This window comes from Ideonella sp. B508-1 (genome assembly GCF_000333615.1).
GTDB lineage: Bacteria > Pseudomonadota > Gammaproteobacteria > Burkholderiales > Burkholderiaceae_C > Ideonella.
Genome location: NZ_BADL01000628.1, coordinates 1 through 13,347, shown reverse-complemented (window position 1 = coordinate 13,347; position 13,347 = coordinate 1). Strand labels below are relative to the sequence as shown.

The following is a 13,347-nucleotide window of genomic DNA, read 5'->3' as shown; positions in this document are numbered from 1 at the left end:
GATTGATTCATGTCAAGCAGTGGTGGGCCTGCCCGGGCGGACTGCGCCCTGTCACCGGCGCGTCACGGCCGCCGCCAAGACTGCGCGCGACCGTTTCCGGGAGTCCGTGATGAACAAGGATGAAGCCGTCCACCAACTGGGCGCCTCGGCGCCAGGCTGGTCCTCGCTGCTGCAGCCGGCCCGGCTGCGGGCCGCGCTGTGCGCCAACGACCGGCTCAAGCTCTACCTCAGCGTGTTGCAGGCCGCGGCCGCCCATGCCCACGCGCCCCACCAGGCTTTGCTGGATCTGGCCCGCGAGATCGCCGCCGCCGGCATCGGCGTGCGCGAGGAGGCCGAGTGGCTGCACGACCTGCCGGCCACCGCCGCGCTGGAGGGCGAGGCAGTGCGCCTGCCCGAGCTGCCCCGGCTGGCGGCGCAGCTGCGCGAGGACCTGGGCGTGATGGCGCGCCCGCTGCTGGCCCAGGCCGATGCCGACCCGGCCCTGGCCGAGCGCGTGGGCGGCTGGCAGGCGCGGCTGCAGGCCCTGGCCGCGGGGACGTCCCTGCTGGACGAGGCCCTGCTGCGCGCGCTGACCAGTGGCCAGCCCGAGGTCGGCGACAGCCTGCACCGCCTGGTGATGGACCTGCACAAGGCGCTCAACCGCTTGGCTGCCCGCCTGGCCAGCGACAACGTGGCCGGTGCCCATGCCTGGGACCTGGCCACCGATGGCAGCGACCGGCCGCGCATCGAAGCCTTCATGCGCGGGCTGGAGCGCACCCGCGCGCTCAAGGGCGAGCACCCGGGCCTGGACACCGCCGCCACCCGCGAGGGCGCGCGCCTGATGATCCAGAACGACATCGGCACCAACGACGCCCATGTCATCGTGCTGCAGGTGGACACCGGCGGCGCCGCGCCCAGCATCAGCCTGACCTACTCCGACCTGCACCGCCAGCGCTTCGCCTTCTTCCAGCGCCTCTTGGCCGAGGTGGGCGCGCAGTGGGGCCCCACCCAGAGCCGCCAGACCCCGGGCCTGAACGCCGGCGAGGCCTACCACGTGGGCAGCGCCCGCTTCGCGCCGGCCGACGAGGCGGCGCTGCGCCAGATGCTCGAGGGCATCGGCGAGCGCATCGTCTTCCTGATCGACTGGAACCGGGCCCGCAAGCGCCTGCTGCCCTTTGTCGACAAGGCCGCCGCGGTGGCGGTGCTGGACGCCACCGCGCGCCAGCGCGTGGGCCACCTGGCCTGGCTCACGCTGGGCGGCGAGCGCCTGATCTGGAACGCCATGGCCGCCCAGGGCCCCAGTGCCTTCCGCCTGGGCGACCGCCTGGACGAGGTGATGGGCGAGGACGCCGCCGCGGCCTTTCTGGTCGAGGCCCTGGCCCTGGCCGACCGCGCCCGGGAACAGGCCCAGCCGCCGGCCCTGGTGGCCGACCAGGTGCGCACCCTGCTGGCTCAGCGCCTGCAGGGGCGCCACGGCGGCTTCGAGGACCTGGCCGAGCATGCCGGCCTGTGCCACGCCATGGCCCAGGGCCTGCGCGACGCCCTGGCGCATGGGCACGACCGCGACGCCGCGGCCGCCGCCCACCTGGCCGCCCGCGCCAAGACCTGGGAACGCCAGGCCGACCACCTGGTGATGCGCGCCCGCAGCCAGGCCGAGCGCTACCCGCAGTGGCAGCCGCTGCTGCGCCTGCTGGAGCAGAGCGACGACGTGGCCGATGCGCTGGAGGAGGCCTGCTTCGTGCTGGGCCTGCGGGCCGAGCAGGCCGGCAGCGCGCCGGCCGCCGTGCGCGAGGCCCTGCAGGCCCTGGCCGACTGCGTGCTGGGGGCCGTGCAGGACCATCTCAAGGCCCTGACCGTGGCCACCACCCTGGGCCAGCGCAGCGACGCGGCCGACCGCGACGAATTCCTGGGGGCCTCCTGGCGGGTGCTGCAGGCCGAGCGCCATGCCGACGAGCTGCTGCGCACCGCCCGCCGGGCCCTGGCCCAGGCCGCCCGCAGCGACCCCGACCCGGTGGCCCTGACCCTGGGCAACGAACTGGCCGCCGCGCTGGAGCTGGCCAGCGACGCCCTGCTGGCGCTGGGTTACGGCCTGCGCGAGCGCGTCTTCCAGCGCCTGGACCCGGGCAATGCCTGACCTGTTCCCACCGACCATGCCCGACTTCGACCCCCACGCCCCCTGGCTCATCGGCTGCGGCCAGCCCCCGGCCGACACCCCGCTGCCCGGCCCCGAACAGCTGGGCAACAAGGCCCTCAACCTGGCCCGCATGGCGGCGCTGGGCCTGCCGGTGCCGCCGGCCTTCGTGTTGGGCACGGCCTGGTGTGCGGCGCCGCAGCCGCCCGGGCCCGCCGTCTGGCAGCCGGCCCTGGCCGCGCTGGAGCAGGCCAGCGGCGCCTGCTTCGGCGACGACCGGCGGCCCCTGCTGCTGTCGGTGCGCTCGGGCGCGCCGGTGTCCATGCCCGGCATGATGGAGACGCTGCTCAACATCGGCCTGTGCGACGCCACCGTGCCCGGCCTGCTGCGCCTGACCGGCAACCCGCGCCTGGTGTGGGACGCCTACCGCCGCCTGGTGGCCGGCTTCGGCGAGACGGTGCTGGGCGTGCCCGCGGCCGTCTTCGAGGCCGATCTGCAGGCCGCCACAGGCGGGCGCGATGAGCGCGAGCTGGACTTCGCCGAGCTGCGGGCGCTGACCCGCGCCCACCTGGCCAGCGTGCGCCGCGCGGCCGGCCAGCCCTTTCCGCAGGACCCGCGGGCCCAGCTGCAGGCCGCCATCGGCGCGGTGCTGGCCAGCTGGCAGGCGCCCAAAGCCCGGGACTACCGCCGCCTCAAGGACCTGCCCGACAGCCTGGGCACCGCGGTGACGGTGCAGCGCATGGTCTTCGGCAATGCCGGCGGCACCTCCGGCGCGGGCGTGGGTTTCACCCGCCACCCCAGCACCGGCGAGCCCCAGCCCTGGGTGGACTTTCTCTTCAACGCCCAGGGCGAGGACGTGGTCTCCGGCCGCCGCAGCGCCCAGGGCCATGCCCAGCTGGCGGCGGTGGCGCCGCGGGTGTGGGACCAGCTGCTGGCCGCCACCCGCCAGGTGGAGCGGGCGCTGGGCGACATGCAGGACTTCGAGTTCACCGTCGAGAACGGCCAGCTCTGGCTGCTGCAGACCCGCAGCGGCAAGCGCACACCGCAGGCCCAGGCCCGCATCGCGCTGGACCTGTGCGACGAGGGCGTGATCGACGCGGCCGAGGCCCGCCGCCGCACCGCCGGGCTGGACCCGGCCACGCTGAGCGTGGAGCGGGTGGTGGGCGGCGATGGCAGCGCCCCGCTGGCCGAGGCGATGAGCGCGGCCCACGGCGTGGCGGTGGGCCAGGTGGCGCTGGACGAGGCGGCCGCTCGCCGCCTGGCGGCCCAGGGCCGGCCGGTGCTGCTGGTGCGGCAGGACGCCGAGACCTCGGACATCGCCGCGCTGGAGTTGTCGGTGGGCCTGCTGACCGAGCGGGGTGCGCGCACCTCGCACGCGGCGGTGGTGGCGCGGCAGCTGGGCAAGGTCTGCCTGGTGGGCTGCGCGGCGCTGCACATCGACCCGGCGCGGCGCCAGCTGAACTTCCAGACCCCGGCCGGCGAGGTGGCGGTGGACGAGGGCGAGCTGCTGACCCTGGATGGCCACCGTGGCTGGGTGCTGATGGGCGCCGCCCACACCGAGCGCGAGGCCCCGGCCGAGCTGCTGGCCCGGCTGGCGGTGCTGCGGGCGCGGGCCGCCTGAGCCCGGCTCAGGCCCCGGCGTCCAGGTTCTCGTCGCGCAGGGTGCGCAGCAGGGCGTCCATGTGCAGGGTGGCGCTGCGCTGGCCGTGGGCGGTCAGCACGCCCTCGCGCTTGAGCTGGGAGATCAGCCGGCTGGCGGTTTCCACCGTCATGTCCAGCATGGCACCCATCTCCTGGCGGGCCGGCAGCCAGACGGGCTCCTCGTCCTGCTCGGCGAATTCGCTGAGTTTGAGCAGCAGACGCAGCACCCGGCGCCGGGCCGGGCCGGTGCACAGCTCGGTCAGCCATTCGTCGGCATCGTCCAGGGCGCGCTGCCAGCGCTTCATCATGTCGCGCAGCAGGACGGGCTGGTCGCGGGTCAGTTCGTCCAGCAGGTGGCGCGGCAGGCGGCAGACCACCACCTCGGTGCAGGCCACCGCGTCGGCGGCGTAGCTCTGGCCCAGCATGGCCTCCATGCCCACGGTGTCGCTGCGCCCGGCCAGGCGCAGGATGCGGCGTTCGCCACGCTCGTTGGTGCGTTCCAGCCGCACCACGCCCGAGCGCACCGTGTAGGCGGCCAGGCCGGCCTGCTGCATGCGGTAGAGCGATTCCCCGGGCGCCAGCCGGATCTCGGCGATCTGGCCGTGGATGTGCTCCAGCGCCGCCTCGTCCAGGGCGCCGAACAGGGCGAAGCGACGCACCCGGCATTCCGCGCACAGGCGGGCCTGGGGGTTGTAGAACGCCGGTTGGAGAGGGATGATTTCGGGCGCGCTCATGGCGGCCTGACGGTGCAGGTGCTGGACCGCAAGGCCATCGAGAAACTGGGCATGGGCTCCTTCTTGTCGGTGACCCGGGGCTCCGAGGAGCCGCCGCGTTTCATCGTCATCGAATACCACGGCGCCGCCAAGAAGGATGCGCCGCTGGTGCTGGTGGGCAAGGGCATCACCTTCGACACCGGCGGCATCTCGCTCAAGCCGAGTGCCGACATGGACGAGATGAAATTCGACATGTGCGGTGCCGCCAGCGTGCTGGGCACCATGCGCGCGGTCGCTCAGCTCAAGCCCAAGGTCAACGTCGTGGCGCTCATCCCGACCTGCGAGAACATGCCCAGCGGCACGGCCACCAAGCCGGGTGACGTGGTGACCAGCATGTCGGGCCAGACCATCGAGATCCTGAACACCGACGCCGAAGGCCGCCTGATCCTGTGCGACGCGCTGACCTACGCCGAGCGCTACAAGCCCGCAGCCGTGGTGGACGTGGCCACGCTGACCGGCGCCTGCGTGGTGGCCCTGGGCCATCACCATGCCGGCCTGTTCGCGGCCGACGACGGTCTGGCGGCCGACCTGCTGGCGGCCTCCGCCGAGGCGATGGACCCCTGCTGGCGCATGCCGCTGGACGAGGAGTACGACGAGGGCCTGAAGAGCAACTTCGCCGACATGGCCAATGTGGGTTCCCGTGCGGGTGGCGCCATCACGGCCGCCAAGTTCCTGCAGCGCTACACCAAGCAGTACCCCTGGGCCCACCTGGACATCGCCGGCGTGGCCTATCGCTCTGGTGCGGCCAAGGGCGCCACGGGTCGCCCGGTGGGTTTGCTGACCCACTTCGTGCTCTCCCGCGCGGCCAAGCGCTGAGCACGACAGGAACTGCAGCGTGGCGCAGATCGTTTTTCTGACGGGGGTCCAGGACAGGATCGCCCTGGCCCAGCGTCTGGTGCGCAAGAAGGTCCGCGAAGGTGGACGCGTCTGCGTGCTGGGCGTGACGCCGGATCTGCGCCGGCTCAGCCACGCGCTGTGGAGCGAGCCCCAGCTGGAGTTCCTGCCCCATGTCCACACCCGGGTGAGCCCCGAACCGGTGGTTCGCGAGCTGACCCCGGTGTGGCTGGTCGAGCAGGCGGTCGAGGGGTTGGACTGCGACAGCGTGATCAACCTCGGCGTGGAGCTGCCGGACTGGATAGCCCGCTTCGATCGGGTGGCCGAGATCGTCGGCGTGGACGACGAAGCACGGGCATCAGGCCGTCAGCGCTGGAAGGCCTACGAGCGCGCCGGTCACGAACTGCTGCACCACGCTGGCGGCTGAACGCCCTGGGCACGGCGTGCCGCCGACCCGTCCTGGTGCCTGCGGGCACCGGCGCTGCATCACTTTGGAACCGTCCTTGGCATGCGGATTGCGTGGCTGGGCGCAAGCCCTCGGCAACGATGTTTTGCTCCGGGGCAACCCGGTGTGCAGATCGGTTTCGCAACGGTCTTTTTGGAGTATCGTTGATCGCTTGTCGAGAGCCATTCACATCGACATTTCAATTCATCCTTCTGAGGAGATTCGAATCTATGCAAGTCAAACTGAATGTGATCGTCGCGGCTGCCGTGGCACTGGCGGCCGGCTCGGTGTACGCCGAAGACCTGGTGGTCAAGATCGGTCACGTCGGGCCGACCAGCGGCGGCATTGCGCACCTGGGCAAGGACAACGAGAACGGTGCGCGCATGGCCATCGACGAGTTGAACGCCAAGGGCGTGATGATCGGCGGCAAGAAGGCCAAGTTTGAACTGCTGGCCGAAGACGACGCAGCGGACCCCAAGCAGGGCACGGCGGCGGCGCAGAAGCTGGTGGACGAGAAGGTCAACGGCGTGATCGGCCACCTGAACTCGGGCACGACGATCCCGGCCTCGAAGATCTACTCGGACGCGGGCATCCCGCAGATCTCGCCGTCGGCGACCAACCCGAAGTACACCCGTCAGGGCTTCAAGACCACCTTCCGCGTGGTGGCTGACGACGTGCACCTGGGTGGCACGCTGGGCAAGTACGCGGTGACCACGCTCAAGGGCAAGACGATTGCCGTGATCGACGACCGCACGGCCTACGGCCAGGGCGTGGCCGACGAATTCGAGAAGGGCGTGAAGGCTGCGGGCGGCAAGGTGGTCAAGCGCGAATTCACCAACGACAAGGCCACGGACTTCACCGCCATCCTGACCTCGATCAAGGGCGCCAAGCCCGACATTGTCTTCTACGGCGGCATGGACGCGGTGGCCGGCCCGATGCTGCGCCAGATGAAGCAACTGGGGCTGAGCTCGAAGTTCATGGGTGGCGACGGCATCTGCACGACCGAGCTGCCCAAGCTGTCGGCGGGCACGATGGCGGACGACCAGGTGGTGTGCGCCGAAGCCGGTGGTATTGACCCCAACGACAAGGCGGCGGTCAAGGGGATGGAGGACTTCAAGGCGAAGTTCAAGAAGAAGTTCGGCGCGGACGTGCAGATCTACGCGCCGTACGTGTACGACGCGACCAACGTGATGGTGGCGGCGATGGAGAAGGCGGGCTCGGCGGATCCGGCCAAGTACCTGCCGGTGCTGGCCAAGACCACGGGCTACAAGGGCGTGACGGGTGTGATCAGCTTCGACGAGAAGGGTGACATCAAGAACGGCGCCCTGACGCTGTACACCTACAAGGGTGGCGTGAAGACCGCCCTGGGCGTGGTGCACTGATCGATCCCCACAGGATCTCCCGATCCTGTCACCCAGGCCGCCTTCGGGCGGCCTTTTTCATGCCGCGCAGGGCCTGGGGGTCAGTGGCCCCGCATCGCCTGCAGCATCGTCTTCACGTTGTACTCGAACAGATGCAGGTAGGTGTCGGCCGGACCGCCGACGGGTGACAGGGTGTCGGCATAGAGCTCGCCCCCGATGCGCACACCGGCCTCCCGCGCGATCTGCTGCATCAGCCGCGGGTCGCCAGCGCTCTCCAGGAAGAGGGCCCGCACCCGCTGCGCGCGCAGCTCGCGCACCACACGGGCGACATCCTTGGCAGACACCTCTTCCGCGGTGGTCCAGCCCTGCGGGGCCAGCCAGGTCACGCCATACTCGGCGGCGAAGTAGCCGAAGGCATCATGGGTGGTCACCGCCCGACGCTGGGCCGGGGGCAGGGTGGCGATCTGCGTCCGGACCCAGCCGTCCAGAGCCCGGATGTCGGCCAGGTAGCGGCTGCCCTGCTGGTCGATGCGTGCAGCCTGGCGGGGCAGGGCCGCCTTCAGGGCGCCCTGGATGTTGCGAACGTAGGTCTCGGCCAGGCGCAGGCTCTGCCAGGCATGGGGATCGGGATGACCGTCCAGGAGGCGCGGTGTGATGCCCTCGCTGGCGACCAGCAGGCGCCCCTTGAAGCCGGAGGCCTGGACCAGCCGGTCCATCCAGCCCTCCAGGTGCAGGCCATTGAGCACGACCAGATCGGCCTGGGCGAGCTTCTGGGCATCGGCTGGGCGGGGTTCGAAGACATGGGCGTCTCCGCCGCGGACAACCAGGGTGTAGATGTCGGCCAGGGGGCCGGCCACCTGCTGCACCATGTCGGCCAGGATGGAGAAGCTGGCCACCACGCGCAGCGGGCCGGCCGGGGCGTTGCCGGTCTGGGCCCAGCTGCGGGAGAAGGGGGCGAGCGCCGGTCCGGCCAGAAGGCCGGCCAGGGCGCGCAGGGCGGTGGCGCGTTTCATGGAAGAGCTCCAGGGGTGAGATCGGGGGTGCGGCGCAGCAGGCTGTCGTGTCGGCCGCAGACCAGGGACAGCAGGTACATCGCGCCTGCGCTCAGCACGATGGCCGGCCCGGTGGGCAACTGGGCGTGGTAGGACAGCAGCAAGCCCAGCGTGCTGGCCAATGCAGCCAGGAGGCTGGCCAGCAGCATTTGGGAAGCCAGATTGCGTGACCAGAAGCGGGCTGCCGCGGCCGGCAGCACCAGCAGGCCCACCGACATCAGCGTGCCCAGGGTTAGGAAGCCCGCCACCAGATTGCTCACCAGCAGGCCCATGAACAGGGGCCGCATCCAGCGGCTCCCGCCGGGCCAGGCCAGGCGCAGAAAGCCCGGATCCAGGGTGTCCGCAATCAGCGGGCGCGCAAACAGGGCCAGCAGCAGCAGGGTCGCGCTGGCCACCGTGGCCACCAGGGGCAGGGTTTGCGCATCGGCGGCCAGGATGTTGCCGAACAGCAGGTGCATCAGGTCCACGCTGGTGCCGCGCAGGGACACCAGCATCACGCCCGAGGCCAGGGCCATCAGATAGAAGGCCGCCAAGGCCGATTCCTCGCGCTGGGCGGTGAGGCGGGCCGCCTGGTGGGCCAGGGCCGCCACCAGCAGGCCGGCCAGAAAGGCCCCCAGACCGAGGGCGGGCAGCGACAGGCCCGCCAGCATGAAGCCCAGAGCTGCGCCCGGCAGCAGGGCGTGAGACATGGCATCGCCCATCAGCGTCAAACGACGCAGGATCAGCAGCGTGCCCACGGGACCGGCGCTCAGGCTCAGGGCCAGGCTGGCCACCCAGGCGCGGCGCATGAAGCCGAACTCGGTGAACGGTGCGACCAGACCGGTCTGCAGTGCGTCGGCCAGACTCATGCGCTGACGCTCCCCGTGGGGATGGCGCTGCGTGCCAGCGCCAGACCGCCGGCACCCTGCCATGGTGCGGTTGGGAGCACCTCGGCCGCCGGTCCCCAGCTGGCGCGGCCCGCGCCCAGCAGCAGCACGTGGCTGAAGTGCTCGCGCACCTGCGCCAGGTCGTGCAGCACCGTCACCACGGTGCGTCCCTGGGCAGACCACCGCCGCAGCAGGCTCAGCAGATCCCGGGTGCTGGGTTCGTCCATGGCGGCGAAGGGCTCGTCCAGCAGCAGGAATTGAGCGTCCTGGAGGATGAGGCGGGCGAACAGCATGCGCTGGAACTGGCCGGTCGACAGTGTCGAGAGGGGCTGGTGGGCCAGCTCGGTCAGGCCGACTTCGTCCAGGGCGGCCTGCACCTGGCCCTGCTGCGCCCGCGTCTGGCGGCGCCAGGGCCCCAGCTGGGGCCACAGGCCCAGGGCCACGACCTCGTGGACCTGCAGCGGAAAGTGCCGGTCCAGGGTGCTGAGCTGGGGCAGGTAGCCCATGCGAAGCCCTGGCGAGAGGTGAATCGCGCCGGAGGCCGGGCGGATTTCCCCGGCCAGGGCGGCCAGCAGCGTGGACTTGCCCGCCCCGTTGGGGCCGACGACCGCGGTGAGCGAGCCGGTGGGAAAGCCGCCCGACAGATCGCTCAGCACCGTGCGCGAGCCGCGTTGCAGGCACAGCGCTTCCAGGCGCAGCACGGCGGGACGCACCGGGTCAGACGACATCGCTCAGTGCCCAGGCCACGGCCAGGGCCAGCCCCCCCACCACCACGCCGGCCATGGCGATCCGGGCCAGAGCCGCTGTGGCCAGCAGCCAGCGGCTGTCGGGAAGGAGAGGGCGCGAGGACATCTTATTGAGAATGAGTTTTCAAAATCGAAGTATGCCAGAATCGATCGAACCATGAAGCGAGCCACCCGCCAGCGCAGTGCCATCCGAGCCGTCATCGCGGCTGCGGGCCGGCCGCTGTCGCCGCTGGAGGTGCTGGAAGGGGCGCGTGCCGACGTGCCGGCCCTGGGGCTGGCCACGGTCTATCGCAATCTGCGTCTGCTGCTGGACGATGGCGAGATCCAGGGCGTCAACCTGCCGGGCGACAACGTGCGCTACGAGCTGGCCGGCCACGACCACCATCACCATTTCCAGTGCCTGTCCTGCCAGCGGGTGTTCGACATCCATGCCTGTCCGGGGGATCTTCAGCGCATGGCGCCGCCAGGGTTTGTCGTCGAGGGGCATGACCTGACGCTGTACGGGCATTGCGCGGACTGTCGCGCCCATGCAGGGGCTGGGCCGGTGGCCTCTCACTCCACCTCGAGGGTCTGTTGTTGAAGCGCCTGCTGCCGTCCCCGTCGTCGCCACGTCGTTGGCACGCCTGGCTGTTGGCGGTGGCCCTGGTGGCGCTTTGGGCGCAGTGGCATGCGGTGATGCATGCCGAGCAGCATGCGCTGGAGGCCCTGCACCAGCCCACGCACGACAATCTGCTGCCTGTCGACAACTGCCTGGACTGCCTGGCCCAGCATGCCCTGGGCACTTCGCCGCCGACGGTTCTGTCGCCCTGGCAGGGGGAAGCTCCGCCGCCCTTCGACTGTCCTTGCACCGCCGCCGCCCGCGTCGCGCCCGAGCGCGGCTGGGTGCGCGCCTGGCCCCGCGCGCCGCCCTTGGCCTGAGCGCAGCCCTGCGGTGTCCTCTGCCCGAGCGGAGGATGTGAAGGTCCCTGGCCGGCCGAGGTGCCGCGCCCATCGGGGACCAGGGGATCCTGCCAGCAAGGCAAGGTCCGGACTCGTCGAGGAATCAAACAATGCAAGCCAAGTTGCGTGCGGCCCTGCTGCGGCCGTTGTCGATCATCTGCCTGGGCCTGGTGGGCCTGGGCGCCCAGGCCCACGAACCGGGCGCCCACGTGCACGGAGCCGCTGTGCTGCGGGTGGTGGTGGATGGCAACACCCTGAATGCCGAACTGGAAAGTCCGCTGGACAACATCCTGGGCTATGAACATGCGCCCGGCACGCCGCAGGAACAGCAGGCGGTAAAGCTGGCCGTGGCCGCCCTGCGCAAGCCGGGGGGCATCCTGCTGCCGACACCGGCCGCCCAGTGCACCCTGCAGAAGGTCAGCCTGGCCTCGGCGGCGCTCACGCCTGCCATGCTGGGGGAGACCGGGCCGGCCACGCCCCCGTCCCCGGATGAGCCCGCGGGCCATGCCGACCTGGACGGTGACTTCAGCTGGCAATGCGCCAAGCCGGAGTTCCTGCACTCGCTGCGGGTGGACCTGTTCCTGGCCTTCCCCCGCCTGCACAAGATGCAGGTCGAGGTGGCAGGGCCCAAGGGACAGTCAGCCGCGACGCTGACCGAGTCCCATCGCACCGTGCAGTGGTGAGGTGCGGGCGTGAGCAGTGCATGTCTGTTGAGTGCAGAGGATCTTGTGTTCCGTTGGCGGCGGGGGCAGCCCCCCTGCCTTGAACTGGCGGACTTCGAGATCCAGCCTGGAGAGCGCTTGTTCGTGCATGGCCCCAGCGGCAGCGGCAAGAGCACCCTGCTGGGTCTGCTGGGAGGCGTGCTGCGGCCTGAGCGTGGTCGCATCACCCTGCAGGTGGAGGGGCGGGCGGTTGAACTGGGCGGGCTGTCGGACCGGGACCGGGACCGGCTGCGCGTGGATCACATCGGTTTCGTCTTCCAGCAGTTCAACCTGGTGCCCTATCTCTCGGTCCTGGACAACGTCTGTCTGCCGTGCCGCTTCTCGGCCCGGCGGCGCCAGCGCCTGGCGGGCGACGAACGCACGGAGGCCCGGCGCCTGCTGCGTGCGCTGGACCTGGGGGCGGCGCTGGAGACCACGCCGGTCACCCGGCTGTCGGTGGGGCAGCAGCAGCGCGTGGCGGTGGCCCGGGCGCTCATCGGTCGGCCCGAACTGCTGATCGCCGATGAGCCTACCTCGGCGCTGGATGCGCAGCGGCAGGCAGGCTTTCTCGAGCTGCTGCTGCAGGAGTCGGCGGTCAGCGGCGCCAGCGTGGTGTTCGTCAGCCACGACGAACGCCTGGCGGCCCACTTCGACCGGCGGGTGGCGCTGGCCGAGCTCAACCGCGCTGCGGCGCTGGAGGAGGCCTGAGCGATGCGACACCTCTTCCAACTGGCCTGGCGCAGCGCATGGAACCGGCGCGGCACCCTGGGGCTCACGGTGATGTCCATCGCCCTGTCGGTGATGCTGCTGCTGGGGGTTCAGCACCTGCGGGGCGCGGCGCACGAGAGCTTCTCGCGCACCGTCTCGGGCACCGACCTGGTGGTGGGTGCGCGCACCAGCCCCGTCCAGCTGATGCTCTACGCCATCTTCCGGCTCGGCGACGCCACCAACAACATCCGCTGGTCCAGCGTCGAGAAGCTGGCGCAGGACCCGGCGGTGGCCTGGGTGGTGCCGCTCTCACTGGGCGACTCGCACCACGGCTTTCCCGTCCTGGCCACCAGCAGCGGCTATTTCGATCACCTGCGCTATGGCTATCAGCAGCCGCTGGTGATGGCCCAGGGGCGGCCCTGGGCCGACGGTGTGCCGGGCCTGTTCCAGGTGGTGCTGGGGGCCGAGGTGGCCCACGAACTGGGCTATGGCCTGGGTCACCGCCTGACCCTCAGCCACGGCAGCGGTGGCGAGGGCCTGGTGGAGCATGCCGACAAGCCTTTCACCGTGGTGGGCATCCTGGCGCCCACCGGCACCCCGGTGGACCGCACCCTGCACATCAACATGGCCTCGATGGAGGCCATTCACCTGGACTGGGCGGGCGGGGCGCCGATGCCGGGGCTGGAGATCCCGCCCGAGCTGGTGCGCAAGTTCGACCTCACCCCCAAGGAGGCCACAGCCGCCCTGGTGGGCCTGAAGAACCGGGCGGCCGTGTTCAAGCTGCAGCGGCGCATCAACGACGGTGAGGGCGAGCCCCTGCTGGCCGTCATGCCCGGTGTCGCGCTGGACCAGCTCTGGACCCTGCTCTCGACCCTGGAGCGCACGCTGATGGCCGTTTCAGCCATGGTCGTGGCCGTGGGGCTGGCGGGCATGGTGGCGGTGGTGCTGGCCAGCCTGGGCGAGCGGCGCCGCGAACTGGCCATCCTGCGTTCGGTGGGGGCGGGCGGCTGGCAGATCGGCTTTCTGCTGGTGGCCGAAAGCCTGTCGGTGACGTTGGCGGGTGTGCTGCTGGGCACGGGCCTGCTGGCGGCGCTGGTGCTGCTGGCGGGGCCGGCGCTGCAGGCGCACTGGGGTCTGGTGCTGCAGGCCCACAGCGTGCAGCCCGAGGAGT

At 71.2% G+C, this 13,347-nt stretch carries 14 protein-coding genes and 1 pseudogene; 10 read left to right on the top strand and 5 right to left on the bottom strand.

What is annotated here, in order from left to right; all coding sequences use genetic code 11:
- On the top strand, positions 1–2,113 hold a 2,113-nt coding region (locus I73_RS25025; RefSeq protein ID WP_306304244.1), incomplete at its 5' end, for a hypothetical protein.
- Between the two features lie 16 nt (positions 2,114–2,129).
- Positions 2,130–3,731, top strand: a complete 1,602-nt coding sequence (locus I73_RS25020) for a PEP/pyruvate-binding domain-containing protein (protein ID WP_026097193.1) — start codon at positions 2,130–2,132, stop codon at positions 3,729–3,731.
- Positions 3,732–3,738: 7 nt separating this feature from the next.
- On the opposite strand, the gene I73_RS34350 is transcribed toward I73_RS25020, so the two are convergent.
- Entirely contained in the window at positions 3,739–4,485 is a 747-nt protein-coding gene (locus tag I73_RS34350; protein WP_022983134.1) for a Crp/Fnr family transcriptional regulator, read from the bottom strand.
- 3 nt (positions 4,486–4,488) lie between these two features.
- Between I73_RS34350 and I73_RS34345 the strand changes: the two are divergent.
- The 3 genes and pseudogenes from I73_RS34345 to I73_RS25000 form a co-directional block, all read left to right on the top strand.
- Positions 4,489–5,340: pseudogene (locus I73_RS34345) on the top strand (leucyl aminopeptidase); the annotation flags it as partial.
- Between the two features lie 19 nt (positions 5,341–5,359).
- The gene (locus tag I73_RS25005; protein WP_022983132.1) at positions 5,360–5,785 is read left to right on the top strand and encodes a DNA polymerase III subunit chi; all 426 of its coding nucleotides are present in this window, start codon (positions 5,360–5,362) and stop codon (positions 5,783–5,785) included.
- Between the two features lie 248 nt (positions 5,786–6,033).
- Positions 6,034–7,185 (top strand): branched-chain amino acid ABC transporter substrate-binding protein, encoded by a 1,152-nt coding sequence (locus I73_RS25000; protein ID WP_022983131.1) that lies wholly within the window; start codon positions 6,034–6,036, stop codon positions 7,183–7,185.
- Positions 7,186–7,265: 80 nt separating this feature from the next.
- Here the strand turns inward: I73_RS25000 and I73_RS24995 are convergent, their stop codons facing one another.
- From I73_RS24995 to I73_RS34510, 4 genes are read right to left on the bottom strand one after another with little or no spacing between them, the layout of a single operon-like run.
- Positions 7,266–8,177 carry a metal ABC transporter solute-binding protein, Zn/Mn family gene (locus tag I73_RS24995; RefSeq protein WP_022983130.1) on the bottom strand — a complete coding sequence of 304 codons (912 nt, stop codon included), beginning with the start codon at positions 8,175–8,177 and terminating at the stop codon, positions 7,266–7,268.
- Positions 8,174–9,064: a metal ABC transporter permease gene (locus I73_RS24990; RefSeq protein ID WP_022983129.1), complete on the bottom strand. Its 891-nt coding sequence runs from the start codon at positions 9,062–9,064 to the stop codon at positions 8,174–8,176. Before I73_RS24990 ends, I73_RS24995 begins: the two co-directional genes overlap by 4 nt.
- The gene (aztA, locus tag I73_RS24985) at positions 9,061–9,810 is read right to left on the bottom strand and encodes a zinc ABC transporter ATP-binding protein AztA (protein WP_085944651.1); all 750 of its coding nucleotides are present in this window, start codon (positions 9,808–9,810) and stop codon (positions 9,061–9,063) included. The genes I73_RS24990 and aztA overlap by 4 nt, the downstream gene beginning before the upstream one ends.
- Positions 9,800–9,934: a hypothetical protein gene (locus I73_RS34510; protein WP_022983127.1), complete on the bottom strand. Its 135-nt coding sequence runs from the start codon at positions 9,932–9,934 to the stop codon at positions 9,800–9,802. The genes aztA and I73_RS34510 overlap by 11 nt, the downstream gene beginning before the upstream one ends.
- A gap of 51 nt (positions 9,935–9,985) precedes the next feature.
- On the opposite strand from I73_RS34510, the gene I73_RS24975 reads away from it, so the two are divergent.
- The 5 genes from I73_RS24975 to I73_RS24955 all read left to right on the top strand — a co-directional run.
- Positions 9,986–10,408: a Fur family transcriptional regulator gene (locus I73_RS24975; protein WP_022983126.1), complete on the top strand. Its 423-nt coding sequence runs from the start codon at positions 9,986–9,988 to the stop codon at positions 10,406–10,408.
- Positions 10,405–10,746 (top strand): hypothetical protein, encoded by a 342-nt coding sequence (locus I73_RS24970; protein ID WP_148289921.1) that lies wholly within the window; start codon positions 10,405–10,407, stop codon positions 10,744–10,746. Before I73_RS24975 ends, I73_RS24970 begins: the two co-directional genes overlap by 4 nt.
- 131 nt (positions 10,747–10,877) lie before the next feature.
- Positions 10,878–11,450, top strand: coding sequence for a DUF2796 domain-containing protein (locus I73_RS24965; RefSeq protein WP_022983124.1), 573 nt, complete (start codon positions 10,878–10,880; stop codon positions 11,448–11,450).
- Positions 11,451–11,459: 9 nt separating this feature from the next.
- The gene (locus I73_RS24960) at positions 11,460–12,176 is read left to right on the top strand and encodes an ABC transporter ATP-binding protein (RefSeq protein ID WP_026097188.1); all 717 of its coding nucleotides are present in this window, start codon (positions 11,460–11,462) and stop codon (positions 12,174–12,176) included.
- A 3-nt stretch (positions 12,177–12,179) separates the two neighbouring features.
- On the top strand, positions 12,180–13,347 hold a 1,168-nt coding region (locus I73_RS24955; protein ID WP_022983122.1), incomplete at its 3' end, for an ABC transporter permease.

What these genes read in the sequence shown, in the direction of transcription:
- I73_RS34350 (WP_022983134.1), bottom strand. Translation starts at nt 4,485, where the DNA reads ATGAGCGCGCCCGAAATCATCCCTCTCCAACCGGCGTTCTACAACCCC.
- I73_RS25000 (WP_022983131.1), top strand. Translation starts at nt 6,034, where the DNA reads ATGCAAGTCAAACTGAATGTGATCGTCGCGGCTGCCGTGGCACTGGCG.
- I73_RS24995 (WP_022983130.1), bottom strand. Translation starts at nt 8,177, where the DNA reads ATGAAACGCGCCACCGCCCTGCGCGCCCTGGCCGGCCTTCTGGCCGGA.
- I73_RS24990 (WP_022983129.1), bottom strand. Translation starts at nt 9,064, where the DNA reads ATGAGTCTGGCCGACGCACTGCAGACCGGTCTGGTCGCACCGTTCACC.
- I73_RS34510 (WP_022983127.1), bottom strand. Translation starts at nt 9,934, where the DNA reads ATGTCCTCGCGCCCTCTCCTTCCCGACAGCCGCTGGCTGCTGGCCACA.
- I73_RS24975 (WP_022983126.1), top strand. Translation starts at nt 9,986, where the DNA reads ATGAAGCGAGCCACCCGCCAGCGCAGTGCCATCCGAGCCGTCATCGCG.
- I73_RS24965 (WP_022983124.1), top strand. Translation starts at nt 10,878, where the DNA reads ATGCAAGCCAAGTTGCGTGCGGCCCTGCTGCGGCCGTTGTCGATCATC.
- I73_RS25020 (WP_026097193.1), top strand. Translation starts at nt 2,130, where the DNA reads ATGCCCGACTTCGACCCCCACGCCCCCTGGCTCATCGGCTGCGGCCAG.
- aztA (WP_085944651.1), bottom strand. Translation starts at nt 9,810, where the DNA reads ATGTCGTCTGACCCGGTGCGTCCCGCCGTGCTGCGCCTGGAAGCGCTG.